The organism is Tistrella bauzanensis, assembly GCF_014636235.1.
Classification (GTDB): Bacteria; Pseudomonadota; Alphaproteobacteria; order Tistrellales; family Tistrellaceae; genus Tistrella; species Tistrella bauzanensis.
On record NZ_BMDZ01000007.1, the window covers coordinates 13,718 to 38,558 of the forward strand.

21 protein-coding genes are annotated in these 24,841 nt (G+C 68.1%); 8 read left to right on the forward strand and 13 right to left on the reverse strand.

Annotation, left to right across the window (positions count from 1 at the left end; genetic code table 11):
• Positions 1 to 53: 53 nt before the first annotated feature.
• On the forward strand, positions 54 to 1,571 hold the full coding sequence (gene trpE, locus IEW15_RS04750; protein WP_188575463.1) for an anthranilate synthase component I: 1,518 nt from the start codon (positions 54 to 56) through the stop codon (positions 1,569 to 1,571).
• A gap of 19 nt (positions 1,572 to 1,590) precedes the next feature.
• On the opposite strand, the gene IEW15_RS04755 is transcribed toward trpE, so the two are convergent.
• Genes IEW15_RS04755 through IEW15_RS04770 form a run of 4 tightly spaced genes read right to left on the reverse strand, consistent with a single transcriptional unit; the run spans position 1,591 to position 6,429 of the window.
• The gene (locus tag IEW15_RS04755; protein WP_188575465.1) at positions 1,591 to 1,803 is read right to left on the reverse strand and encodes a heavy-metal-associated domain-containing protein; all 213 of its coding nucleotides are present in this window, start codon (positions 1,801 to 1,803) and stop codon (positions 1,591 to 1,593) included.
• A gap of 7 nt (positions 1,804 to 1,810) precedes the next feature.
• The gene (locus IEW15_RS04760) at positions 1,811 to 3,565 is read right to left on the reverse strand and encodes a divergent polysaccharide deacetylase family protein (protein ID WP_188575468.1); all 1,755 of its coding nucleotides are present in this window, start codon (positions 3,563 to 3,565) and stop codon (positions 1,811 to 1,813) included.
• A gap of 54 nt (positions 3,566 to 3,619) precedes the next feature.
• Complete coding sequence (cueR, locus tag IEW15_RS04765; protein WP_188575469.1) at positions 3,620 to 4,126, reverse strand: Cu(I)-responsive transcriptional regulator; 507 nt, start codon at positions 4,124 to 4,126, stop codon at positions 3,620 to 3,622.
• Positions 4,123 to 6,429, reverse strand: a complete 2,307-nt coding sequence (locus IEW15_RS04770) for a heavy metal translocating P-type ATPase (RefSeq protein WP_229707823.1) — start codon at positions 6,427 to 6,429, stop codon at positions 4,123 to 4,125. The genes cueR and IEW15_RS04770 overlap by 4 nt, the downstream gene beginning before the upstream one ends.
• A gap of 232 nt (positions 6,430 to 6,661) precedes the next feature.
• Here IEW15_RS04770 and IEW15_RS04775 point away from each other — a divergent pair, with 232 nt between their 5' ends.
• The 6 genes from IEW15_RS04775 (at position 6,662) to lexA (ending at position 12,061) form a co-directional block, all read left to right on the forward strand.
• Complete coding sequence (locus IEW15_RS04775) at positions 6,662 to 7,273, forward strand: anthranilate synthase component II (RefSeq protein ID WP_188575471.1); 612 nt, start codon at positions 6,662 to 6,664, stop codon at positions 7,271 to 7,273.
• A complete protein-coding gene (gene trpD / locus IEW15_RS04780; protein ID WP_188575473.1) occupies positions 7,270 to 8,331 on the forward strand; it encodes an anthranilate phosphoribosyltransferase in 1,062 nt (353 codons plus the stop codon). Before IEW15_RS04775 ends, trpD begins: the two co-directional genes overlap by 4 nt.
• Before the next feature lie 5 nt (positions 8,332 to 8,336).
• The gene (trpC, locus tag IEW15_RS04785) at positions 8,337 to 9,170 is read left to right on the forward strand and encodes an indole-3-glycerol phosphate synthase TrpC (RefSeq protein ID WP_188575475.1); all 834 of its coding nucleotides are present in this window, start codon (positions 8,337 to 8,339) and stop codon (positions 9,168 to 9,170) included.
• A gap of 7 nt (positions 9,171 to 9,177) precedes the next feature.
• The gene (moaC, locus tag IEW15_RS04790; protein ID WP_188575477.1) at positions 9,178 to 9,699 is read left to right on the forward strand and encodes a cyclic pyranopterin monophosphate synthase MoaC; all 522 of its coding nucleotides are present in this window, start codon (positions 9,178 to 9,180) and stop codon (positions 9,697 to 9,699) included.
• Between the two features lie 25 nt (positions 9,700 to 9,724).
• A complete protein-coding gene (locus IEW15_RS04795; RefSeq protein ID WP_188575479.1) occupies positions 9,725 to 10,957 on the forward strand; it encodes a molybdopterin molybdotransferase MoeA in 1,233 nt (410 codons plus the stop codon).
• A 252-nt stretch (positions 10,958 to 11,209) separates the two neighbouring features.
• A complete protein-coding gene (gene lexA / locus IEW15_RS04800) occupies positions 11,210 to 12,061 on the forward strand; it encodes a transcriptional repressor LexA (protein WP_188575481.1) in 852 nt (283 codons plus the stop codon).
• 159 nt (positions 12,062 to 12,220) lie between these two features.
• Here the strand turns inward: lexA and IEW15_RS04805 are convergent, their stop codons facing one another.
• A complete protein-coding gene (locus IEW15_RS04805) occupies positions 12,221 to 14,443 on the reverse strand; it encodes a ComEC/Rec2 family competence protein (RefSeq protein ID WP_188575483.1) in 2,223 nt (740 codons plus the stop codon).
• Between the two features lie 117 nt (positions 14,444 to 14,560).
• Between IEW15_RS04805 and gltX the strand changes: the two genes are divergently transcribed.
• Entirely contained in the window at positions 14,561 to 15,958 is a 1,398-nt protein-coding gene (gene gltX, locus IEW15_RS04810; protein ID WP_188575485.1) for a glutamate--tRNA ligase, read from the forward strand.
• Here gltX and lpxB read toward each other — a convergent pair whose 3' ends face one another.
• The 8 genes from lpxB to rseP all read right to left on the reverse strand — a co-directional run bounded on the left by lpxB (position 15,959) and on the right by rseP (position 24,709).
• The gene (gene lpxB, locus IEW15_RS04815; protein ID WP_229707824.1) at positions 15,959 to 17,164 is read right to left on the reverse strand and encodes a lipid-A-disaccharide synthase; all 1,206 of its coding nucleotides are present in this window, start codon (positions 17,162 to 17,164) and stop codon (positions 15,959 to 15,961) included.
• A gap of 5 nt (positions 17,165 to 17,169) precedes the next feature.
• Complete coding sequence (locus IEW15_RS04820; protein WP_306432582.1) at positions 17,170 to 17,988, reverse strand: LpxI family protein; 819 nt, start codon at positions 17,986 to 17,988, stop codon at positions 17,170 to 17,172.
• Entirely contained in the window at positions 17,985 to 18,854 is an 870-nt protein-coding gene (gene lpxA / locus IEW15_RS04825; RefSeq protein ID WP_188575490.1) for an acyl-ACP--UDP-N-acetylglucosamine O-acyltransferase, read from the reverse strand. Before lpxA ends, IEW15_RS04820 begins: the two co-directional genes overlap by 4 nt.
• An 11-nt stretch (positions 18,855 to 18,865) precedes the next feature.
• Positions 18,866 to 19,390: a 3-hydroxyacyl-ACP dehydratase FabZ gene (gene fabZ, locus IEW15_RS04830; RefSeq protein WP_372402782.1), complete on the reverse strand. Its 525-nt coding sequence runs from the start codon at positions 19,388 to 19,390 to the stop codon at positions 18,866 to 18,868.
• A 39-nt stretch (positions 19,391 to 19,429) separates the two neighbouring features.
• Positions 19,430 to 20,455 carry a UDP-3-O-(3-hydroxymyristoyl)glucosamine N-acyltransferase gene (gene lpxD / locus IEW15_RS04835; RefSeq protein WP_188575492.1) on the reverse strand — a complete coding sequence of 342 codons (1,026 nt, stop codon included), beginning with the start codon at positions 20,453 to 20,455 and terminating at the stop codon, positions 19,430 to 19,432.
• Positions 20,456 to 20,577: 122 nt separating this feature from the next.
• Entirely contained in the window at positions 20,578 to 21,156 is a 579-nt protein-coding gene (locus IEW15_RS04840; protein ID WP_188575495.1) for an OmpH family outer membrane protein, read from the reverse strand.
• 3 nt (positions 21,157 to 21,159) lie between these two features.
• Positions 21,160 to 23,448: an outer membrane protein assembly factor BamA gene (gene bamA, locus IEW15_RS04845; RefSeq protein ID WP_188575497.1), complete on the reverse strand. Its 2,289-nt coding sequence runs from the start codon at positions 23,446 to 23,448 to the stop codon at positions 21,160 to 21,162.
• A gap of 133 nt (positions 23,449 to 23,581) precedes the next feature.
• A complete protein-coding gene (rseP, locus tag IEW15_RS04850; RefSeq protein WP_188575500.1) occupies positions 23,582 to 24,709 on the reverse strand; it encodes an RIP metalloprotease RseP in 1,128 nt (375 codons plus the stop codon).
• Between the last annotated feature and the right edge of the window lie 132 nt (positions 24,710 to 24,841).

Here is a 24,841-nt window from a genome sequence, read left to right on the forward strand (position 1 = left end):
ACCATCCGGCCAGGCCCCGATCGCCCGGCCGCGCCAGAAAGCCTCGATCCCCGATGGATATCGCGCCCGATTTCGACCATTTCGCCGCCATTTATGGCGAAAACCGCGCGCAGGTGGTGTCGACGACCCTGGCCGCCGATCTGGAAACGCCGGTCTCGGCGATGCTGAAGCTGGCCGATCGCCGACCCTACAGCTTTCTGCTGGAATCGGTTGAAGGCGGCGCGGTGCGCGGCCGCTATTCGCTGATCGGCCTGAAGCCCGACGTGATCTGGCGGGTGGTCGACGGACGGGTCGAGATCAACCGCGACGCCCGGGCCGACCTGGACGGGTTCGTGGTGGAAGACGGCGCCGATCCGATTGCCTCGCTGCGCGCGCTGATCGCCGAAAGCCGCATCGACCTGCCGGCGGGCCTGCCGCCGATGGCGGCGGGACTGGTCGGCTATCTGGGCTATGACATGGTGCGGTTCATGGAGCGGCTGCCCGAACCGCGCCGCGACGCGCTGGGCATCCCCGACGCCATCTTCACCCGGCCGACGGTGATGGCGATCTTCGATGCCGTCGACAGCACCGTCACCCTGATCACCCCGGTACGCCCGGAACCCGGCTGTACCGCCGCCATGGCCTGGCGGCTGGCGCGCGAACGGCTGATGGACGTGGTATCGGATCTGGGACGCGGCCTGCCGGTGGGGCTGGCGCCATCGGCGGCCGATCTGGCCCCCGCGACCGAGCCGGTGTCGAATGTCGGCCAGGCGCGGTTCGAGGACATGGTCCGTGCCGCAAAGGATTACATCCTGGCCGGCGACGCTTTCCAGATCGTGCCGTCGCAGCGCTTCACCCTGCCCTTCCGGCTGCCGCCCTTCGCCTTCTATCGGGCGCTGCGCCGGCAGAACCCCTCGCCCTTCCTGTTCTATCTCGATTACGGCCATTTCCAGGTCGCCGGGTCGAGCCCCGAAATTCTGGTGCGGGTGCGCGACGACGTGATCACGGTCCGCCCGATCGCCGGCACCCGCCGGCGCGGCAAGGATGCGGTCGAGGATCAGGCGCTGGCCGAAGAACTGGCCGCCGACCCCAAGGAAGTCGCCGAGCACCTGATGCTGCTCGATCTGGCGCGCAATGATGTCGGCCGCTTCGCCCGGATCGGCACGGTCAAGGTCACCGAGAACATGATCATCGAGCGCTACAGCGCCGTGATGCATCTGGTGTCGAATGTCGAGGGTGACCTGGCGCCGGCCCATGACGCGCTGGATGCGCTGATCGGCGGCTTTCCGGCCGGCACGGTGTCAGGTGCGCCCAAGGTCCGCGCCATGGAGATCATCAACGAGCTTGAGCCGGACCGGCGCGGCGTCTATGGCGGCGGGGTCGGCTATTTCTCGGCCGGCGGCGCCATGGACAGTTGCATCGTGCTGCGCACCGCCGTGATCAAGGACGGCGAACTGCATGTCCAGGCCGGCGCCGGCGTGGTCGCCGACAGCGATCCGACCTCGGAGTATGAAGAGACCCGGGCAAAGGCCCGGGCCCTGATCCGCGCGGCCGGCGAGGCCTGGCGCTATGCCGGCGGCCTCGCCCGCTGAGCCGGGTCAGAAAGCGGCGTCAGGCTGCTTTGCCGCCGAAATCATAGCCGGCATCGTCGATCGCCTCGCGGACCGTGGCTTCCTCGTGATCACCGGTCACGGTGACCAGACCGGCCGGCTGGTCCACCGCGATCACAGCGTCCGGCAGGCGGGATGACAGGGCGCGGCGCACCGCCTTGGCACAGCCTTCGCAGGTCATCCCCGCGACGTGATAATGCGTCTGGGCACTCATTCGGGTCTCACTCCTTGACGACGGGCCCGTCCATGAAGACGGCGCCCTCCTCAGCCCGTGCGGGGGCTGCTTCCGTCGGGTCCGACACGGTCCGTGGTTCCGCGGTGCCGGCATCGCCGGGCACCGCGATCAGGGCCGTCAACGGCACCAGTTCGATGCCCCGCGCCCGCGCTGCCGGCAGCCAGCGGGTCAGCACCCGCAGCGTTTCAGGATGCGGGTGGCCGATGGCGATGGCGCCGCCATGGCGGCGTGCCGCGGCTTCCAGCTTGTCCAACTGGCCCGCGATCTTGGCTTCGTCAATCTCGTGGTCCAGAAAGATGTCGCGGGTGGCGTTGGGAATGCCGGTCGCAATCGCGCTGCTGGCGCCCACCGATTTCGCGGTGGTGCGGCTGTCCAGGAACAGCAGGCCGCGGGCCTTCAACTCGGCCATTACCGCCTGCATCAGCGGTGCGCTTTCAGTGGCGCGGCTGCCCATATGGTTGTTGATGCCGACATAGCCGCCGAACATGTCCAGGTTATGCTTCAGCCGGGCGACATTGTCGGCAACCGATAGCGCCGGATCCAGGGCCCGGGGTCCGGGATCGGCGGGGCCGCTGGGCCGCATCGGCATATGCACCAGCAATTCATGGCCGGCGGCATGAGCCTTGGCCGCCTGGGCGCCGACATCACGGGCATAGGGCAGAAAGGCGAAGGTGATCGGCCCCGGCAGGGCGATAGCGGCGGCACTCTGCGGCTTGTTCACCCCCATATCGTCGATGACGATCGCGACCCTCGGCCCCTTCGGCACGGCCGGGGCCTTGATCGCAAAGCGCTGCCAGGTGGGCATGCCCCCGCCTTCGGGCGGGCGCACGGCCGCATCCGGCACCGGCGGCACCAGAGCTGCGACCTGACGTTCCGGTTCCGCCGGCGGCTGTGGCGCTGCGGCATCCGGTGCCCGTGCCGCCTGTGCCGGACCAGCCGCGGGCGGCGCAGGTGTCGGCACCGGAACCGGCGTCGGAGCGGGAGCCGGCATCGGAGCGGGAGCCGGCATCGGAGCGGGAGCCTGCATCAGAGCGGGAGCCTGGGCGGCGGTCTGCGCCGGAGCCGGGACAGGCGCGGAAGCCGCGCCCGACGCGGCCGCCTGCGGCCGGGACTCGCGGCTCGCATCTTCGCCGGTGATGGTGGCGCCGCTGCCGGCCAGATCCGGGCGCCATTCGGGGCGAGCGGCCGGCCTTTCGGCGGCGGCATTGGCCGGCGCAGGGGCAGGTGCGGCATCGGGTGCCGGCACCGCGGCACCGGCCGGCAGCGTCGGCCGTGCCACCTGCTCGTAACGTGCGGGCGTGATCAGCGACCCGATCACCGCCCCCGCCACCACCAGCAGGGCAATGCCGACCAGCCCATAGGCGGCGAACTGTCGACGGGCCAGCAAAGCCGCACCGAAGCGTGCCAACAGGCCTGCAGGTCGCCGGCCGCCACCGGTGGGCCCGCGCAGCGTTTTCGGCCGCGCGCCGGGCTTTGCCGGCTGGGTGCGCGGGCCCGCAGCCTTGGCGCCCGTACTCTTGGTGCCTGCGGCCTTTGCACCCGTCGTCTTCGCACCGCCGCCCTTGGTAGCGGCAGCCTTCGTGGCCGCCGCCTTCGAGGCGGGGGTCGCTGCCCTGGGGCCCGCTTTGGCCTGGGGCTTCGATGAAGCCGCCTTGCCCGTCTGCTGGCCGCCGGTGGTGCCGGTTCTTGCCTTCCGGCCGGCGCCACTGCCCGTGCGGCTGCCGTCCTCGCCCTTGGTCATCGTGTCTGGTCCGTGTCCGATCTGTTCTGGGCCGGCCCGCGGCCGGCGGGCGCACTATACCGGATCATGCGATGTGTGCCGATCAGATGCGCCTGCGGCCCCGAACTGGTCACCGGCGCCATCATCATGACGGCAGGTGTTTTCATGAGGGTCGGCCAGATCGTCGAGGATCGGGCAGTCCGGCCGGCCGTCGCCATGGCATGTCTCCACCAGATGCGCCAGCGTCCGGCGCATGGCCGCAAGCCCGGCCATGCGCCGGTCCAGTTCGGCGATCCGGGCCAGGGCCAGTTCGCGGACATCGCGACTGGCCCGGTCGCGATCATCCCACAACGCCAGAAGGTCGCGGACCTCGTCGACCGCGAAGCCCAGCCGCCGGGCGCGCAGCACGAACCGCAGCCGGTCCACCGCGGCCCGCGGGTACTGGCGATAGCCGTTCGCCTGCCGGTCAGGCCGCGGCAACAGGCCGATCTCCTCGTAATAGCGCACGGTCTTGGGGCTGGTGCCGGCGGCGGCGGCCAGCGCGCCGATGGCCAGAACACTGTCAGTGGTCACAACACTCATGCCACACCTCGCTCCAGATCCGCCGGGCGCCAGCGCGCCAGCAGCAGGGCATTGGCCAGAACGCTCACCGAACTCAGCGCCATCGCGGCACCGGCAAACACCGGATCCAGCAGCCCCAGCGCCGCCAGCGGAATCCCGATCGTGTTGTATCCAAAGGCCCACACCAGATTCTGGCGGATCTTCACCCGGGTCAGCCGGCAGATGTCCAGGGTCGCGGGCAGCAGCGACGGGCTCTGGCGCATCAGCGTGATATCGGCCGCCGCCATCGCGACATCGGTGCCGCCGCCGATCGCCACCGACAGATCGGCGACGGCCAGCGCCGGTGCGTCATTCACCCCGTCACCAACCATCATCACCCGGTGGCCCTGGGTCTTGGCCGCCGTCACCGCATCGGCCTTGGCGGCAGGATCGGCGCCGCCGGTCGCCTCGGCGATGCCAAGTCTGGCGGCAACGGCACGCGCGGTCGCGGGCGCGTCGCCGCTCAACATCCTGACGGTGATCCCCCGCCCGGTCAGGGCACGCACGGCATCGGCCGCGTCCGCGCGCGGCGCATCGGCCAGCACGAAGCCGCCAAGAAGCCGGGGGGCGCCCCCGTCAGGTACCGCCGCCAGCCACACCACCGTCGCGCCATCGGCCTCCGCATGATCGGCCTCGGCGGCGGCCGCATCGGGCAGCGCAATGCCGGCATCGGCCATGAAGCGCCGGGATCCGAGGCGATGCGGCACATCGCCGATCAGCCCTTCCACACCCGCACCGGGCCGGTTGCGGCGCCCCGTCACCACGGCCGGAACCACGTCCTCATCCTCGGCCGCCGCCCTGATCGCGCGGGCCAGCGGATGTTCGCTCGCCTGCTGCAGGCCGGCGGCACGGGCCAGGGCAGCGGCCGCCGCGACCGCGGGGGTGCCGCCGTCGATCTGGCGCAGCAGCCGGGGGCGGCCTTCGGTCAGGGTGCCGGTCTTGTCGATCAGCGCCAGATCGATGCCGACGCCATGATCGAAGGCAGCCGGCGACCGCACCAGAATGCCGGCGCGGGCGGCGGCGCCGGTGCCGGCCACGATCGCCGCCGGCGTCGCAAGCCCCATGGCACAGGGGCAGGCGATCACCAGCACCGTCACGGCCGCGATCACGGCATCCGGCCAGTCGGCACCGGCGATCAGCCAGCCACCGACGGTGCAAAGCGCGATCACCACCACCACCGGCACGAAAACCGCGCTCACCCGGTCGACCACCGCCTGAACCGGCGCCCGGGTCGCCTGGGCATGCTCCACCATCCGCACCACCTGGGCCAGCGTCGTGTCGCGCCCGACCCGCACCACCCGCGCCAGCAGCGGATCGCTGCCATTGACGGTGCCGGCCGACAGGCTCGCGCCCGGCGCCTTGTCGACCGGCAGGCTTTCGCCGGTCAGCATGGATTCATCCGCGCTGCCCTCGCCCTCGATCACCCGGGCATCGGCGGCGATCCGCTCCCCCGGCCGGATCGACAGCACATCGCCCACCCGCAATGCTGTCACGGCCACGTCGCTCTCGCTACCATCGGCATTGCGGCGGCGGGCGGTGTCGGGACGCAACGCCGCCAGTGCACGGATTGCCGCACCCGTGGCGCGGCGCGCCCGGCCTTCCATCCAGCGGCCGAACAGCACCAGAACCGTCACCGCCGCAGCGGCTTCGAAGTACAGATGCATCTCGTGATCGCGCGCCAGCCACAGATAGACCGACAATCCGAATGCCGCCCAGGTGCCCAGCACCACCAGCAGATCCATATTGCCGACACCGGCCTTCAAGGCACCCCAGGCCGGACGCAGGAAGCGCCGCCCAAGGCCGATCTGGACCGGCGTGGCCAGCAGCAGCTGCGCCCAGCCCGGCAGCGGCGGCACACCGAACTGCATCCAGACCATCTGGCCGACCAGCGGCACTGCCAGCACGGCCCCGATGATCACCTCGATACCCAGACGGCGGCTGTCGACCACCTCCTGCGCCTGGCGGGCATCGCGCGGATCGGCACCGATCCCGCCATCGGCGGCACCTTCCGTGATGATCGCGCCCTGATAGCCGGCGCGGGTCAGCGCCGCCAGCAGGGCATCGTCGTCGGGCTGACCGGCGCCGGGCTCCAGCGTCACCAGCGCCTCATGGGTCGCCAGACTGACCTCGGCATCGTGCACACCGGGCAGCTTGCGCAACGCCCGTCCCACCCGGTTCACGCAGGTGCCGCAGGTCATGCCCTCGACCGCCAGCCGCCGTTCGACCACATCACCCGCCGCATCGGCCGGTCGGTCGAGATCGTGTTCGTCTGCAATCATGGTCATCATCGTCGTCCTGGCTGTTCCGTGCGGCGGCCCCCACCACAGCGGCGCATCCATCGGCGATGCGGTGGCGTTGGGAACCATTCGACAGGCAGTGTGCAGCTTCCAGCGACTGGAAGGTCAAGCGGCATCGACGGGAAGCCCGGCTGCGGGACATCTTGACGCGGCGGGACGCGCGGGGTTTCCTGTGGCCCGGTCGCGCATGCCGCACATCCTTGGAAGGGGCACAGGCCCGATGATCCTGCTGGTGGACAACTACGACAGCTTCACCTGGAATCTCGTCCATTATCTGGGCGAGGCGGGCGCCGAGGTCGAGGTGGTGCGCAATGATCAGCTGACCGTGGCCGAGGCCATGGCGCTTGCCCCTGAAGGCATCGTGCTCTCCCCCGGCCCCTGCGATCCCGATCGCGCCGGTATCTGCCTCGACATGGTGGCGGCGGCGGCTCGTGCCCGGCTGCCCTTGCTGGGCGTGTGCCTGGGCCATCAGACCATCGGCCAGGCTTTCGGCGGCCGGGTGGTGCGCGGCCCCCGGCCGATGCATGGCAAGGTGACGCCGATCCGGCATCTGGGCGGCGTGCTGTTCGATGGTCTGCCGGCGCAGTTTCCCGTCACCCGCTATCATTCTCTGGTGGTGGCGCGCGACGGCCTGCCCGACAGCCTCAGGATCACCGCCGAGGACGATGACGGCGTGATCATGGGCCTGTCGCATCGCGACCTGCCGATCCATGGGGTACAATTCCACCCGGAGAGCATCGCATCGGCCCATGGCCATGCCCTGATCGCCAATTTCCTGACCGTTACCCAGACCCCAACCCTTGCGACCGCATCCGCGACGGAGAGCGTATGAGTTCCCAGACGACCGGCCAGCCGCCCGAGCCCGCCCCTGAAGATTTCCGTGCGCTGATCGCCCGCGTCGCCGACGGACATCCCCTCACCCGCGATCAGGCGCGCAGTGCCTTCCGCCTGATGATGGGTGGCGAAGCGACGCCGGCCCAGATCGGCGGCTTCCTGATGGCGCTGCGCGTGCGCGGGGAAACGGTCGACGAGATCACCGCCGGCGCCGAGGTGATGCGCGCCAAGGCGATGTCGGTGCGGGCGCCCGACGGCGCGGTCGACACCTGCGGCACCGGCGGCGACGCCCGGGGCACGTTCAATATATCCACGGCCGCATCGCTGATCGTGGCCGCCTGCGGGGTGCCGGTCGCCAAGCATGGCAACCGGGCGTTGTCGTCCAAATCCGGGTCGGCCGATGTGCTGAAGGCACTGGGTCTGAACATCGATGCCGATCTTGAGCGCGTGGAGCGTGCCGGCCGCGACGCCGGCTTCTGCTTCATGATGGCGCCACGGCATCATGCGGCCATGCTGAATGTCGCCGGGCCTCGCGTCGAGCTTGGAACACGAACCATCTTCAACCTGTTGGGGCCACTCGCCAATCCGGCCGGCACCCGCTTTCAGTTGATGGGGGTGTTTGCGGCCCGCTGGGTGGAGCCGGTGGCGCATGTGCTGCGCAATCTGGGCTCCGAGCGCGCCTGGGTGGTCCATGGCCGCGACGGGCTGGACGAGATCACCATCACCGGCGAGACCGATGTCGCCGAGCTTGTCGATGGCGAGGTTCGCCGGTTCACGATCGCGCCCGAGATGGTCGGCCTCGACCGCTACGCGCCGGACGACCTCAAGGGCGGCGATGCCGCCGCCAATGCCGCGGCGATCCAGGCCATGCTGGCCGGTGCGCCGGGCGCGTTGCGCGATGTGGCGCTGCTGAATGCCGCGGCGACCCTGGTCATTGCCGGGGCCACGCCCGACCTTGCCACCGGCGTCGACCGCGCCCGTGAGGCACTCGACAGCGGGCGCGCCACGACCGTGCTCGACAGGGTCATTGCCATCACCAACGGCCGGGAGGGCTGATTGCCATGACCGGAACTTCGCCGGCGACCGCCGATACCCTGGCCCGGATCTGCGACGACAAGCGTATTCACATCGCCGCCTGCAAGGCGCAGCGACCTCTCGCCACGCTGGAATCCCTGTTGCCAGACGCGGCCCCGCCGCGCGGCTTTCGCGCAGCACTTGCAGCGCGCATCGCCGCCGGCCAGCCGGCGCTGATTGCCGAGGTCAAGAAAGCGTCGCCGTCCAAGGGCCTGATCCGGGCCGATTTCGATCCGGCGGTTCTGGCGCGCGCCTATGAGGCCGCAGGGGCCGCCTGCCTGTCGGTGCTGACCGACACGCCGTATTTCCAGGGTGAGGACGCCTATCTGATCGCGGCGCGCGCGGCCACCGCTCTGCCGGTGCTGCGCAAGGATTTCATGCTCGATCCCTATCAGGTGGTCGAGGCGCGGGTACTCGGCGCCGACTGCATCCTGCTGATCATGGCGGCGCTCGACGACGGGCTTGCCGCCGAGCTGGAAGCGCTGGCGACGAGCCTGGGCATGGATGTTCTGGTCGAGGTTCATGATCGGGTCGAGCTTGATCGCGCGCTCAAGCTGACCAGCCCGCTTCTGGGCATCAACAACCGCAATCTCAAGACCCTGGTCGTGGATGTTCAGACATCGATCGATCTTGCGGCAGGGGTGCCGGCCGATCGGGAACTGGTCTGCGAGAGCGGCCTCGACGGTCCCGCCGTGCTGGAGCGGATGATGGCTCATGGCATGCATCGTTTCCTGGTCGGCGAAAGCCTGATGCGGCAGGCGGATGTGGAGGCGGCCACCCGCCATCTCCTCAGCGCCCGCGCGCCGGCCGCGGCTGAGTGAGGGATTGATGACCGACAGCACGGATAACGGCGGCTCCGGTGGCCTGACCCATTTCGATGCGACGGGTGCGGCGGTCATGGTCGATGTCTCGGCCAAGGATGTGACCGAACGGGTCGCGATCGCGGAAGCCCGGGTGCGCATGGCGCCCGAGACCCTGGCGGTGGTGCGGCGCGGTGATGCCAGGAAGGGCGACGTCATCGGCATCGCCCGGCTCGCCGGTATCATGGGCGCCAAGCGGACCGCCGATCTCATTCCGCTCTGCCATCCGCTGCCGCTGCAATCGGTGACGGTCGATATCGAGCCGGACGACGCGCTGCCCGGCCTGACGATCCGGGCCACCGCCAGGGTCACGGCGCGTACCGGTGTCGAAATGGAGGCATTGACCGCAGCCAGTGTCGCAAGCCTGACGGTTTACGATATGCTGAAGGCGATCGATCGTGGCATGACCATCGAAGCCGTGCGGCTGATCGAGAAACGCGGCGGCCGTTCGGGTCACTGGACGGCACCGTCCCTCATTCCGGAGCCCTGAGCCCCATCATGCTGAGAGCCCGATCATGCTGACCGTCGACGACGCCCGCGCCCGCATACTCGACGAGGCCAGACCGCTTGGCACCGAGACCGTCGCCCTGGCCGATGCCCGCGGCCGGGTTCTGGCGGGTGATCTGGTGGCGCGGCGAACCCAGCCGCCGCAGACGATGTCGGCGATGGATGGCTGGGCATTACGCACAAGCGATCTGGCCGTCGGCCGTACCGAGTTTCGGGTGGTCGGGGTGTCGCGGGCCGGCAGCGGTTTTACCGGCATGGTCGATGCGGGACAGACGGCGCGCATCTTCACCGGCGCCCCGGTCCCGGACGGGGCCGATATCGTGGTCATCCAGGAAGACACCCACGTTGCCGCTCATGATGATGACGGGCAGCCGCTTCGGATGGCGCTGACCGACCGGGTCGAGCCGGTAGCCGGCGCGAATATCCGCCCCGCCGGCATCGATTTCGCCACCGGGGCCGTCGGCCTGCTGGCCGGACGGGTGATGGATGCCCGCGCCATTGCCCTTGCGGCGGCCATGGACCATCCATGGTTGCAGGTCATCAGGCAGCCACGGGTCGGGGTGCTCGCGACCGGCGACGAACTGGTCCGGCCCGGAGAGCCGATGGGCCCCGACACCATCGTCGATGCCGTGACCCCGGCACTGATGGCGCTGATCCAGGATGCCGGCGCCGTGCCGGTCGATCTCGGCATCGCACCCGATGCCCGCGACCGGATCGATGCGGCACTGACCGCCGCGCATGGCTGCGATCTTCTGCTCACCATCGGGGGCGCCTCGGTCGGTGATCACGATCTGATGCAGGCAGCGTTGATCAGCCACGGCGCCAGCATAGACTTCTGGAAGATCGCCATGCGGCCGGGCAAGCCGTTGATGTACGGCCGGATGGGCGACATGCCGGTGCTGGGCCTGCCGGGCAATCCGGTGTCGGCCTTCATCTGCAGCTGGTTGTTCGCCCTGCCGCTGATCGACCGGCTGGCCGGCCGCACGCCACGTGATCCGGCACCGGCGCGCCTGCCCCTGGCGGCACCCGTGGCGCAGAACACCATGCGCCAGCATTACATGCGCGCCCGGCTCCAGACCGGCGCCGACGGGCGCCAGACCGTGCTGCCGGTGCGTGATCAGGACAGTTCCCTGCTTTCGGCGCTGGCCGATGCCGATGCGCTGATCCTGCGTCGACCGCATGCGTTGGCCGCAGAGCCGGGAACCGAGGTCGAGGTTCTGCGCTTGTCGCCCGTGGGTTGACCGCATGCGTCGGTACATAAAACGTGTGGCGCAGCACTCCTCGCGCGCGCCAGTTGTATTTTGCGAACAGCCGTGAACAAGACTGAAACAAAACAGCGACACCGCGCTTGACGCCCGCCCTGACCGGGCGTAGCTTCAATTCGATGTTGCGTCTTTGTTCTGGGCGCCGACAGACCGACCAGACAGGCGGGCCCGCCATCCCCATCGGCGTGGCGTGAGGCCGGCCTAGGATCGATTTCGGGGGAGGTGCTGGTGCTCACACGCAAGCAGCATGAACTGCTGCGGTTCATCCTCGACCGGGTGCGCGCCACCGGCGTCGCCCCATCCTTCGAGGAAATGAAGGATGCGCTGGATCTGAAGTCAAAATCAGGCATTCACCGCCTGATTCTGGGGCTGGAGGAGCGTGGCTTCATCCGCAGGCTCGCCCATCGCGCCCGCGCGATCGAGGTGATCCGTCTGCCGGACGGCGCCGCCTTCCAGATGCCGGGGGATGTGCTGCCCGGCACCCATCATGGCGGTCAGGTCAGCAATGCACCGGCCGGCGCTGCCATGCCGCAAGCGCAGCCGCGCGGGCCCCGACTGGTCGACGTCACCACCGGTCGCGGCTTTGTGGCCGAAGGTGGCGACGGCAGTGGCGCCGGTGGTGCCCGGTTGCGCAGCATCACCCGCCCGCCATTGAGCGCGCCACCGCGCAGCACCCAAGCCGATGACGCGCACAACATCGTCCTGCCGCTCTATGGCAAGATTGCCGCCGGCACGCCGATCGAAGCGCTGTCCGATGCCGAGCGCACGGTTGAGGTGCCGGCCGGGCTGGTGCCATCTGGTGCCGACTATTTCGCGCTGGAAGTCGACGGTGACTCGATGATCGAAGCCGGGATCATGAGCGGCGATACCGTCATCATCCGTCGCGCCGATACGGCCGATAACGGCACCATCGTGGTCGCCCTGATCGATGGTGGCGAGGCGACGCTGAAGCGCCTGCGCCGCCGCGGTCAGGCGATCGCGCTGGAGCCCGCCAACAAGGCCTATGAGACCCGGATCTATCGTCCGGATCAGGTGAAGGTTCAGGGTCAGCTGGTGGCCTTGTTCCGTCGCTATGCCTGACGGCGGCCAGTCCGGCATCATGACAGGATGACAAGGCCGTCCGCCGGCTTCCGGCGGCGGCCTTGTGTCGTTGGTGGCCGGGGCGTCGCCAATGCCCCGCCTTGCCGATGATGATCACCGACGCCGACCTCATCCGGTCGGTTATCGGACAGCCTGGCATCATCGACCGACATCATCGACCGGTGTCACGGCGGCACGCACCCAGGGGCGCTGCCCGCGCACCGATCCGGCCTCGTCGACCGACACCCGCCCCGAACCCAGTCTGATCGCGAGGCTGCCGGCAGTCTGGTCCGGTCGCCGCCGGTCGATCAACCGGGCGGCGCAGGGCGGGGTTCCGATGTCGTCGGGCCCGGCAGCGCTGGCGGCGACCACCACCAGCTGTGCCGTGCCGCAGGCTTCGGCGAGCCGGCCGCCATCCAGCACCAGGGCAGCCGTCAGGTTCTGTCGGGTCATGCGGCACAGGCCCGCGTGACAAGCAAGGCCCGGCTCCGTCGTATCGGCCGCAAGCGGGCGGATCACATCGGTGCCCAGAGCCTCGGCCCACTGGTTCAGAACGAAGCGGTTGCGGCGATGATCGGTCGCCAGCAGCGCACCGTCATGGCCGCGGATGGCAAGGCTTCGACCATCATCGCTGACCAGGATATCAGGCAGAGCCGGATGCGCCGCGATGATCACGCCGGCCAGCACCGGCACCAGCCCGGCCCAGCGCCACGGTCGGCGCCAGATGGCCAGCCATAATCCGCCAAAGGTCATCAGCAGCAAGGCGCCGGCGCCGAAGGCCGGCACCAGCACCACGGCACCGGACCACGAGGCGACCATAGTCGCCGTGGCAATCACCAGATCCATGCCGCGTGCCGACAGGGTGAACAGCAGGTCGGCGTTGAAGCCGTCCGGCAGTGGCAGCAGCGTCGCCAGACTGCCGGCCAGGGCGGTCGGCATGATCCAGAACCCGGTCAGCGGCACCGCGATCAGGTTCGACACCAGCCCGTAACCGGTGGCGCGCCCGAAGGCATAGGCCGCATAGGGTGCGGTGGCGAGGCCGGCGATGCTCGACGTCGCCAGCATGCCGAAGATCCAGGCGCCGGCCCGCGACAACGCCGGCCGGCCCTCGCCCGCATCCATGCCTGCCAGTCGCCGGATCGCCGGGCTTTCATACAGCGCGATCAGCGCCACCACCGCCGCGAACGACATCTGAAAGCTGGGGCCGATGATCGCCGCCGGCTGAACCGCGAGCACCACGATGGCCGAACTCGCGATTAGCGACATCGACAGCACCGGTCGATTGGCCAGAATCGCGAGCAGGCCCAGCCCGGTCATGATGAAGGCGCGCTGGGTGGGGACCGCGAAGCCACCCAGCGCCAGATAACCGGCGGCACCGGCAAGTGCCGCGAGGCTTGCGACCTTGCGCCCGGAAATCCGGTCGGCCACTGCCGGCAACAGCGCCATCGCCAGCCGGACCACGCCGAAGATCAGCCCGGCGACCATGGTCATGTGCAGGCCCGAGATCGAGATCAGGTGGGCCAGGCCGCTGTCGCGCATCGCCTGATCGACCGGGTCGGGGATCGCACCGCGCAGGCCCGTGACCATGGCCGAGAGGACCGCGCCACCGGCGCCGGGCGCCGCCTGCCGGATACGGCGGTCCAGGGCCAGGCGGCCGCGCTCCACCGCTTCCCGCATGGTCTGCAGGGTCAGGCGCGGTGCCGGCGGGCGGGTGATCATGGCTGATCCATACGCGTAGCCAATGGCGCCAAGCTGCTGAAAATAAGCCGCACGGGCAAAGTCATACCCGCCGGGTACGACCGGCGCCGACGGTGGCGACAGGTTGACCCTCATCCGCACGCCATCGCCCGGCGCGGGCAGCCCGTCCGCCTGCGGCCGCACCGTCACCCGCACCCGTGCCGGCAGGGTGTCGCGGGTCAGGCCATCGATCCAGGCCGGCACGATCAGCAACCGGCCGCCGCCGATGCCATCGGGCTCCACAGCCAGAACCCGGCCGGCCAGCGGCCCGCGATAGGGCTGTTCCAGCACCGGTGCCGCGACCAGCGCGGTGCCGAGCCCCGACACCGCCATGCCGCCAACCATCCAGGCTAACCCCAGGCAGGTCAGCGCCAGCCATGGCCGATATGCCCGCGCCATGGCCGATAGCGACCAGATCGCGGCGGTTGCCGCGAACAATAGCCAGAGCGGCGGATCGCGGACCAGATCGACATGAATGCCGCAACCGGTGGCGAACAGCACGGCGCCCCACAGACGCCAGCGGTCCTGTTCCGCGCCAAGGCTGGTCTGGATCCAGCCGGTCAGGCGGCCGCCGCTCTGCCGCCACAGCCGCCGCAACCGGCCATCATCCTTGTCGACGCCGCCATCTACACCAATCAGGGTCATCGCAGCCGCCCACCGGATAACGACCCGCGGCAACCGGGATGCGCGGTGCGGTTTTTCATGCTAATCAGGGGGCCACTCGCCGTGCCCGGCGCGGCGCCCATTCGAAAGCCGTGTTCCATGACCGTCGTCACCCGTTTCGCCCCCTCGCCCACCGGCTATCTGCATATCGGCGGTGCACGCACCGCGCTGTTCAACTGGCTATATGCGCGACATACCGGCGGTGTCTTTCTACTGCGGATCGAGGATACCGATCGCCAGCGGTCAACCAAAGCGGCGATTGATGCCATTCTGGATGGATTGCGCTGGCTGGGCCTGGACTGGGACGCGCCCGAGACCTATCAGGCCGCCCGTGCCGATCGCCACGCGGCCGTCGCCCACGACATGCTGGCGCGCGGTCGGGCCTATCACTGCTGGTGCACGCCGGAAGAGCTTGAGGCCCAGCGCGCCGAGCAGCGTGCCGCGGGCCGGCCGGTGCGCTATGACGGCCGCTGCCGTCACCGTGACCCGGCGACCGTTCCGGCCGGGCTGAAGCCTGTGGTGCGGCTGCTGGCACCGTCCGAGGGCGAGACCGTGGTCGAGGATCAGGTTCAGGGTACGGTGCGGTTCGCCAACGACCAGCTCGACGATCTGGTGCTGCTGCGCGGCGACGGCACGCCCACCTATATGCTGGCGGTGGTGGTCGACGATCACGATATGGGTATCACCCATGTCATCCGGGGCGATGACCACCTGACCAACACCGCCCGTCAGATCCTGATCTCTCAGGCCAATGACTGGGCGCTGCCGGTGTTCAGCCACATCCCGCTGATCCATGGCCCCGACGGTGCGAAACTGTCGAAGCGCCATGGTGCGCTCGGGGTCGATGCCTATCGCGATATGGGTCTGCTGCCCGAAGCCGTGCGCAATTATCTGCTGCGTCTGGGCTGGGGCCATGGCGACGATGAAATCATCTCGGATGCCCAGGCCATCGAATGGTTCGACCTGTCGGCGATCGGCCGCAGCCCGTCGCGCTTCGACATGGCGAAGCTGACCAACCTGAACTATCACTACCTGCGGAGTGCTGCGGATGACCGGCTGGTCGAGCTGGTCGTACCGTTTATCGAGAAGGCTCTGGGCCGCGGTCTGACCGAGAATGCAAGGGCGCGCCTGCTCGCCGGTATGCCCGGCTTGAAGGATCGCGCGAAGAGCTTGCTCGAACTGGCTGAGAGTGCGGCATTTTATGCCGCCGAACCACCATTCGATTTCACGGCCAAGGCAGCGAAGATTCTGGATGACGGCGGTCGTACCGTCCTGTCAGCCCTCCGCCCGGCGCTGATCGCGCTGCCCGACTGGAATGATGCCGCCCTGGAAGAGGCTGCCCGCGCCCATGCTGAGGCGAACGGCCTGAAGCTTGGCGCGGTGGCCCAGCCGCTGCGTGCCGCCATGACCGGTACGACCGTGTCGCCTCCGATCTTCGAGGTGCTGCGCGTGCTGGGGCCCAGCGAATGCCTGCGCCGGCTCGACGCGGCCCTCTGATCACGACAGCCGGCGGCGGCCTGCCAGATCGAGCACCACGGCGGCGGCCCTGGCGCTGGGCTTCAGGCCGTCATCGGCGGGGCCGCCGAGGCGCGCCAGCGCCTCACGCAGCAAAGCGGCCTGGGTCTGGCGCGCCGCCGGCTGGTCGATCAGGGGCGCCGCCAGCGCGATGATCCGGTCCGCCGTCACCTCGGCCTGCAACAGCTCGGGCACGATCTCCCGCGCCATCACCAGATTGAGCAGGCTGACATGCGGCACCCGCACCAGCCGGCGGGCGATCGCTCCGGTCAGGGCGTTCACCCGGTAGACCACCACCATCGGTACGCCCTGCCGGGCCAGTTCCAGCGTGACGGTGCCGGATGCGGCGATCGCCACATCGGCGGCGGCAAAAGCATCGCGCCGGCCCGCGGCATCGTCGACCACCACCGCCGGCTGCGGCAAGCCCCACTGCGCCACCGCAGCCCGCACCCGATCCGCCTCCGCCCGGATCGCCGGCACCACCACGCGCAATCCGGGCCGGGTCGCGGCCATCATCGACAAGGCCTGGCCCATCGGCCCCTGAAGCCGGCTGATTTCGCCCTTGCGGCTGCCGGGTAGCGCCAGCACCACCGTATCCTCCACAGCGATGCCATGCCGGGCCCGAAAGCCCGGCCCGTCGCCCGTCGTCACCGCATCCTCGACGGCCGGATGGCCGACAAAGGTGCAGGGCAATCCGACGCGGGTGAACCAGGGCGGCTCGAACGGCAGCAAGGCCAGAAGATGATCGAAGATCGCAGCGAATTTCTCCGCCCGCTTCGGCCGCCACGCCCAGACCGTCGGTGCCACATAATGCACCAGAACCAGCCCCAGCGGCTTCAGTCGCGTGGCCAGCCGGCGGTTGAAGCCCGGGCTGTCGATGGTCACCACGATGTCCGGCCGCGCCTGCGCGATCGCGCCAGCGGTCTGATCCAGGCGGCGGCGCAGATTGCGCAGATGCGGCAGCACCTCCAGCAGCCCGAACAGGCTGAGTTCCTCCATGGGAAACAGGCTGTCGAAGCCCTCGGCCCCCATCGCCTCGCCACCCACCCCCATCAGCCGCATCCGGCCGCCGGTCTGTTCAACCAGCGCCCGGATCAACCGTGCGCCGATCAGGTCACCCGACGCCTCACCGGCGATGATGGCGATCAGCGGCCCCTGGTCGGAACCGGCGCCAACTGTGGGTGACACCGGGTTCATGTCGCCCCCATGATGAACAGCCCGCCCCGATCGGCTGCGGCGATCAGCGCCGGCCGATCGATCACCAGAACCCGCCCGGCACCGACCGCCAGGCCGGCAAAGCCCGCGCGGGCCAGCTGATCGATGGTCTCGCTCCCGATCGTCGGCCAGTCGACACGCCGTTCCTGACCGGGCTTGGCGGTCTTGACCAGCACCGGGCGCGCGCCCGGGCGGGCAAGGTCGCCGGCGCGGGCAATCAAGGCCGCCGTGCCCTCGATCGCCTCCACCCCCAGAACCACACCCTGCTGCACCACCACGGCTTGGCCGATATCCAGCCGGCCCAGCGCCTCCAGCACCTCAATGCCACGGCGGACATCGGCGCGCGCCTGATCATCGGCCTGAACACGGCCCCAGATGCCGGGGGGGGCGTTCAGACCCTCGACCACCTGATCGGCGCCGACCACCCGGAAGCCCTCGGTCTCAAGATCGGCGATCACCGCCTTCAACAGCGCGTCATCGCCCTGCCCGATCCGTGTCGCGACCCGGGCCAGCAGCCGGGCGCCGCGCACATCAGGCATCACGGTCGAGAAGGACGGGCGCTTGATCCCGCCCGCCAGAACCAGATCGCCGACACCCGCCTGCTTCAGAGCCGCAATGATCCGCCCCGCCGCACCGATGCGGATGACGGCATGGGGAAGATCCGCGAACCGTGCCGGATTTTCGGTGCCATCCAGCACCACGACGAAAACCGCCCGCCCGGCATCACGCGCCGCCTGTATCACCAGTTCAGGCAGTCGGCCATTGCCGGCGATGACACCGAGCGTATCGCCGCTCACGATGCGCCATCCACCTCGGTCCTGGCCACCTCGGTTCTGGCACGGGGGCGGGTCAGCGTCCGGTCGGCCTCGGCACGGACGAAATCGATCAGCTGATCGACCACAGGATTGCCGCCGAACTCGGCCACCACAGCCGCCAGACGGTCGGCCTGGGTGCCGTCTCCCTGGAACAGGCGGCGATAGGCGGCTCTGAGGGCGTGCATGTCGTCGCGCGAAAATCCGCGCCGCTTCATGCCGACGATATTGAGGCCCGCCAGATGTGCCCGATCGCCAGTGACGGTGCCGAACGGGATCACGTCGGCCTCGACACCGGACATCCCGCCGATCATCGCATGTGGGCCGATGCGGACCCACTGATGCACCGCCGACAGCCCGCCGATGATCGCGTGATCGCCGATGCGGACATGCCCGCCCAGCGTGGCGTTGTTCACCAGGATGCAGTCATTGCCGACATGGCAGTCATGAGCGACGTGGGCGCCCACCATCAGCAGCACCCGGTCGCCGACGCTGGTCATAGCCCCGCCACCTTCGGTTCCCGGATTGATGGTGACATGCTCGCGCACTGTCACGTCACGGCCGATCTCTATCCGGTTGGGCTCGCCCCGGTACTTCAGATCCTGGGGCTGATGGCCGATGACCGCGAACGGAAACGCCCGGAAGCCACGGCCGATCCGGGTGGCGCCGGTGATCACGACATGGCTGTGGAGCACGGCGCCCGCGCCGAGTTCCACACCGGAACCGATCAGGCAGAACGGCCCGATCCGGCTGCCCGCGCCGATGATGGCGCCCGGCTCGACAATCGCCGACGGATGGATCTGGGTTTCAGGGACATCGGCAGCGGGATGGTCCGGATTGTCTGCGCTCATCGGATCCACATTCATGCGCGGTCGACGATCATGGCGGCGAAGGTTGCCTGCGCCACCACCTTGTCGTCGACGGTCACCCGGGATTCGAACTTCCAGACATTACCACGGCTCTGTTTCTTGATGACGATGACACGCATCACATCCCCCGGCTTGACCGGGCGGCGGAACCGGGCTTCCTCGATGGTCATGAAATAAACCAGCTTGCCCTCGCTGTCGGGCCCCAGCGTGCGCACCACCAAGACCGCCGCGGTCTGCGCCATCGACTCGATGATCATCACGCCAGGCATGATCGGCGCGCCAGGGAAATGCCCCTGGAACTGCGGCTCGTTCATCGTGACGCATTTGATGCCGACGGCGCTGACGTTCGGCTTCACGTCGACGACCTTGTCGATCAGCAGGAACGGATAGCGATGCGGGATCATTTCCATGACCCGCTCGATCTCGATCACCTCGGACGGCGCGTCGATCACAGTGGATGCAGCATCGGGCGACACGGTTGCATCTGGCATGGGGGCCTCGCTCATCTTCGTCGACATCCCTCGTGTTCTCGTCGTCTGACCTGCGGTCTGTTGATGTCAGTCTTCGTGTTTGCGTTTGGCCAGCCGCGCGAGAGCGACCGTCTGGCGATGCCAGTCCCGGATGGGGATGGCCGGAAAGCCCCCCATCTCCGAGCCGGGCGCGATGGCGCGGGTCACCCCGCTGCGGGCGGCGATCCGGCTGCCGCTGCCCACCTTCAGATGGCCGGCGAAACCCGATTGCCCCCCTGCGACCACATAGTCGCCGAACTCGGTCGAACCGGAAATGCCGACCTGGGCCACGACCACACAGCCGCGCCCGAGACGGACGTTGTGGCCCAACGTCACCAGATTGTCGATCATGCAGTTGTCGCCCACCACGGTATCCGGACCGGCGCCACGATCGACGGTGGAATTTGCCCCGATCTCGACGTCATTGCCGATGATCACCCGCCCCACCTGGGGAATACGCACATGACCCACGGCCGGATCGCTGGCGAAACCGAAACCGTCCTGGCCGATCCGCGCACCGGTGTAGATATAGACCCGGTCACCCAGGCAGGCAAAGCCGACATAGGCACCGGCCCCGATCACACAATTCCGCCCGATCACCGTGCCCCGGTCGATGACGGCATTTGCCTGAACAATGGTGCCGTCGCCGATCTCGACCCCTGCCATCACGACAGCACCCGGGCCGATCTCGACACCTTGCCCGATCACGGCGCCTTCTTCAACTATAGCGCGAGGATGTGTGCCGGGATTCGCTGAGCGCGGCGGGTAAAAGCAGCGTGACACCCGGGCAAACGCCATATAGGCCGCCGGTGCCACAAGAAGCGGGAGATGTTCGGGCGCGCGCGGTACATCGGCCGCAGCCATGATGCACAGCCCGGCCCGGCACTCGGCCAGCTTGGAAATATAGCTGCGATTGCTGAGAAAAGTGACGTCCCCGGGACCGGCGCTGTCGATGGAAGCAACGCCGGTCAGAAGCCCCGCCGGCTGGGCACCATCGAGCACGCCATTCGCTGCTGCGGCAAGCGCCTCGGCGGTGAACGGACCTGCGGTTTCGAAAAAGCGCGGATCGGCCATCTCTGCCTGTCCCTCATGTCGGCTGCGGCACCGTGACGTTGCCATCACGATGCCGCTGCCGGTTCGATCGACCCTCGACGCCGCAGGACGCAGCCCGCGTATCGTCGCCATGAGGTCGTGTGCTACTTGCTCTGGGCCTTCGGCAGATCCAGCCGTGGCACCGCCTTGTTCATCCGCTGGATGACCTCGTCGGTCACGTCCAGGCTGTTGTCGACCAGGATGGTGGTCTGACGCGGCAGCACCAGCGTGTAGCTGCGCTCCTCGGCCAGCGCAGCCAGGATCTGCAGAAACACCCGGTCGATTTCCACCTGAGCACGGGCGCTGGTTTCGTCGAAAGACCGGCGACGCTCGGCAACCGCCTTCTGCATCTCGCCGAACTTGCGTTCGAAATCCTCACGACGTTTCTGGAAGGCCTCAGGCGACAACAGAGACCGCTGCTTCTGCAGGTCTTCCTGCTCCTTGCGCAGCGCTTCCTCGTCCTTGGCGATGCCGTCACGGAAGCCGGCCCGAACCCTGCCGAGCTGTTCCTGAAGGCTCTTCGCGGCGCTGGTCTCCTCCATCACCTTCTGAACGTCGACCACAGCGACATTCAGGGTCTGCTGTGCGGCGGCAGGGCCGACAGCCACCAGGGCGGTGGCGCTGAAGGCAAGCCCGGCGGCGAGCGCAATTTCACGCAGGCGCCGGCCGATCATGGGAGTCATGGGTTAGAACCTCGTGCCGAAGCTGAAACGGAAGACCTCGGTGTCATCAAAGTCCTCCTTGAGAACCGCCTGGGCGGCATCCAGGCGGATAGGGCCAAATGGCGAAATCCAGGTCAGGCCGACGCCGACGGAGGCGCGGATCGAGTTGACGTCCTGAATCTCGGAGCCACTGTCATCGATCTCGGTCACCGTGCCGAAATCGGAGAACACGCGGCCGCGCACATCGTAATCATCCGGCAGGCCAAGCGGGAAGCCCAGCTCGACCGAGCCCGCATAGAGCAGATTGCCGCCCAGCGCATCGTCGGCCACTGAATCGCGTGGGCCCACGCCGGCCGTCGCAAAACCGCGCAGGCTGTCGCCACCAAGGAAGAAGCGATCGTTGATCGGCACGTCATCGCCCAGGCCAACGATATAACCCACCTGCCCCGAAAGACTGCCGACCACGTCATCGGTGATCGGATAGTACCAGCCGGCTTCAGCGCGATGACGGGCATAGCGGGCGTCGCCGCCCAGACCGGCCAGATCCTGCGTGAAGCGCAGCAGATAGCCGGACCGTGGATCGATGCGGCTGTCGCGTTTGTCATAGGTAAAGGTCTGGCTGACGATAGAACTCAGCCGCTCGCCTTCCTGTTCCCGGATGAAACGCGACGCATTCTCGCCGACATCCGTCACTTCGTCGTTGCGCAGAGTGTATTTCAAGCCATGACGCAGGCTCGGCGTCAGCCAGTAGTCGGCCCGAAGCGCGCCGCCGGTGGTCTTCTGGACATAGTTAGACTCGTCCTCGCGATCGATTTCGCGACGGAAGATATCGAAGCCGGCCGCGACGTCGCGGTTGAGGAAATAGGGCTCGGTAAAGCTGAGATCGACCAGTTGTTCCTCGCCCGACAGGGTGAAGCCGACGCGCAGATCCTGGCCACGCCCCAGAAGGTTGCGTTCGCGGATGCCGATATCGCCCAGCGGACCTGAGCCGGTTGAATAGCCGACGCCGAACGAGATTTCGCCGGTCGACTTCTCGGCGACGTCGACCTTCACCACGGTCTTGTCGGGGTCGCTGCCGGGCTCGGTCGTGACCTCGACCTTGTCGAAATAGTCGAGGTTGCGCAGGCGGTCGCGCGATACCCGCACCCGCTCGGCATTGAAGGGATCGCCCTCGGCCAGCCGGAATTCGCGCCGGATAACCTCGTCCAGCGTCCGGGCATTGCCATTGATCTCGATCCGCTCGACGAAGCTGCGCGGCCCTTCATCGATCTGGTAGGCAACGTTGATGGTCTGGGTGGCGCGGTCGCGGGTGACCGCCGGTTCGACCCGTACAAAAGGAAAGCCGCGATCAGTGACCTCGGTGGTCAACGCCTCGACAGTGGTCTCGACCTTGCTGGCGTCGTACCAGTCTTCAGCCTCAAGCTGAACCAGATCCTGAAGGGTCGACGTATCGAGCCCCGGCAGGGTCGTCTCCACATCGACCGAGCCGATCTTGTAGCGCTCACCCTCGTCGACGACGAAGGTCACGAAGAATTCTTCGCCGTCGGGCGCCAGTTCGGCCACGGCCGACTGCACCGTGAAATCCGCATAGCCGTTCTTCAGATAAAAGCGGCGCAGCAGTTCCCGGTCATAGTTCAGACGGTCGGGATCGTAGGTATCGTTGGAGGTGAAGAAGTTGTACCAGCGCGCCTCGGTGGTCAGCACCACGTCGCGCAGTGCGCCGTCGCTGAACCGGTCATTGCCGACGAAGCTGATCTTGCGCACCTCGGTGCGCGGCCCTTCCTCGATCTCGAACACCAGATCGACGCGGTTCTGATCCAGCTGAATGATCTTGGGATCGATCCGGGCGCCATAGCGGCCATTGCGCCGATAGACTTCCTGCAGCCGCTCGACATCCTGAGAGACGCGGGTGCGGGTATAGACCGTGCGCGGGCGCAGCAGCACTTCGCGCTCAAGATCTGAGTCCTCAAGCCGCCGATTGCCCTCGAAGTCGATCCGGTTGATCACCGGGTTCTCGACCACATCGACGATCAGGGTGCCGCCCTGCACCCTGAGGGCGACGTCGGCGAACAGGCCGGTGCCATACAGGGTCTTCAAACTGTCGTCGATCAATGCCGGATCGGCCGGGTCACCGGCGCGCAGCGCAAGATAGGACCGGATGGTCTCCGCCTCGATGCGCTGATTGCCGTTGACCTCGATCCGGTCGATCCGGGCGGATGCGGCTTGCGGCGCCACCGGCGCCTGTGCATGCGCGATTGCCGTGCTGGCGAGCAATGTCGCCGTCAGGGTCATGGCCAGCCAAGAACGCGGCACGCGGGGCCTCCCACCTCAAGCCTGTTGTCGGACAGGCAGTGTCGCCCGTCCGACGCGATCAGAACATTCATGTTTCCCGCCGGGACGCCCCGCCGGTATGGCCGTCCGGCAGAGCCCGCGCCGAAGCGCCGGGTCAGCTGAACAGGCCGGAAAGATAGTCGACCACCCGCAACCTGACGAGGTCGTTCCAGGTGGCGACCACCATCAACGTCAATACCAAGACCAGCCCAAGGCGGAAACCATATTCTTGCGAACGCTGGCTCAACGGCCGGCCGCGCACCGCCTCGGCGGCATAGAATGCCAGATGTCCGCCGTCTAGCAAGGGGACAGGCAAAAGATTAATCAGACCCAGATTGATCGAAAGCATCGCCGTGAACCAGATCACCGTTGCGACACTCATGCGGACCACCTCGCCCGACATCTGTGCGATACCGATCACACCAGCCAGTTCTTCGGTGCCGCGGTCGCCGGCGATCATCTCCCCCACCGAGGTGAAGGTCAGCACGACGATCGACACGGTCTCACGCGCCGCACCACCGATGGCCTCCACCGGTCCCTGACGGACCCATTCGGTGCCCGATGCCGCGATGCCGATGCGCGGCATCTGATGGGTGTTGCCGAAGCGGTCCTCCACCGACACCATCTCGGGCGTCAGTCCGATGGCGAGCATACGGCCGTCCCGGTCGACGGCCAGCGTCACCGGCGCGCCGTTTCCAGCCATCACAGCGGTCTGAAGCTCTTCAAATCGCGTGACGGGCTGGCCGTCGATGCCGACGACCCTGTCGCCGGGCTGCAGGCCCGCGGCCGCGGCGGGGCTGCTCTCGACCACCGTGCCGATCACGGCCGGCGTGGTCTGCTGACCCCAGATCATGTACAGCGCCGCCAGCGCCACGATCGCATAAATGAAATTGAACACCGGACCGGCGGCCACGATGGCTGCCCGCGCCTTCAGCGGCCGCCCCTGGAACGACACCTTGCCGTTCTCAAGGTCGTCGGCGGCGCTGCCGCCGGCACTGCTGGCATTGGCATCGCCGTACATCTTCACGTAACCGCCGAGTGGCAGGAGCGACACCTTCCAGCGGGTGCCGGATCGGGCGGTCCAGCCGAAGATCTCGGGGCCGAACCCGATCGAGAACGTCTCGACCGTCACGCCGCAACGCCGCGCCACCCAGTAATGACCAAACTCATGAACGAAGACGACGATGCCGAGCACCACGGCAAAGCCGATGGGGTAGCTCAGCGATTGGATCAATTGGTCCATCTGTGGCTTCAGGTCCAGCGATTAAGTGGGCGACAGCCTGTGGGCGCCGGCGCAAAGGGTGGTCCGAGAGCGGCGGGGTCGAGCGGCACGGATCGGGCAGATCCCGGCGCGCGCCTCCTGACGCCTTGCCGG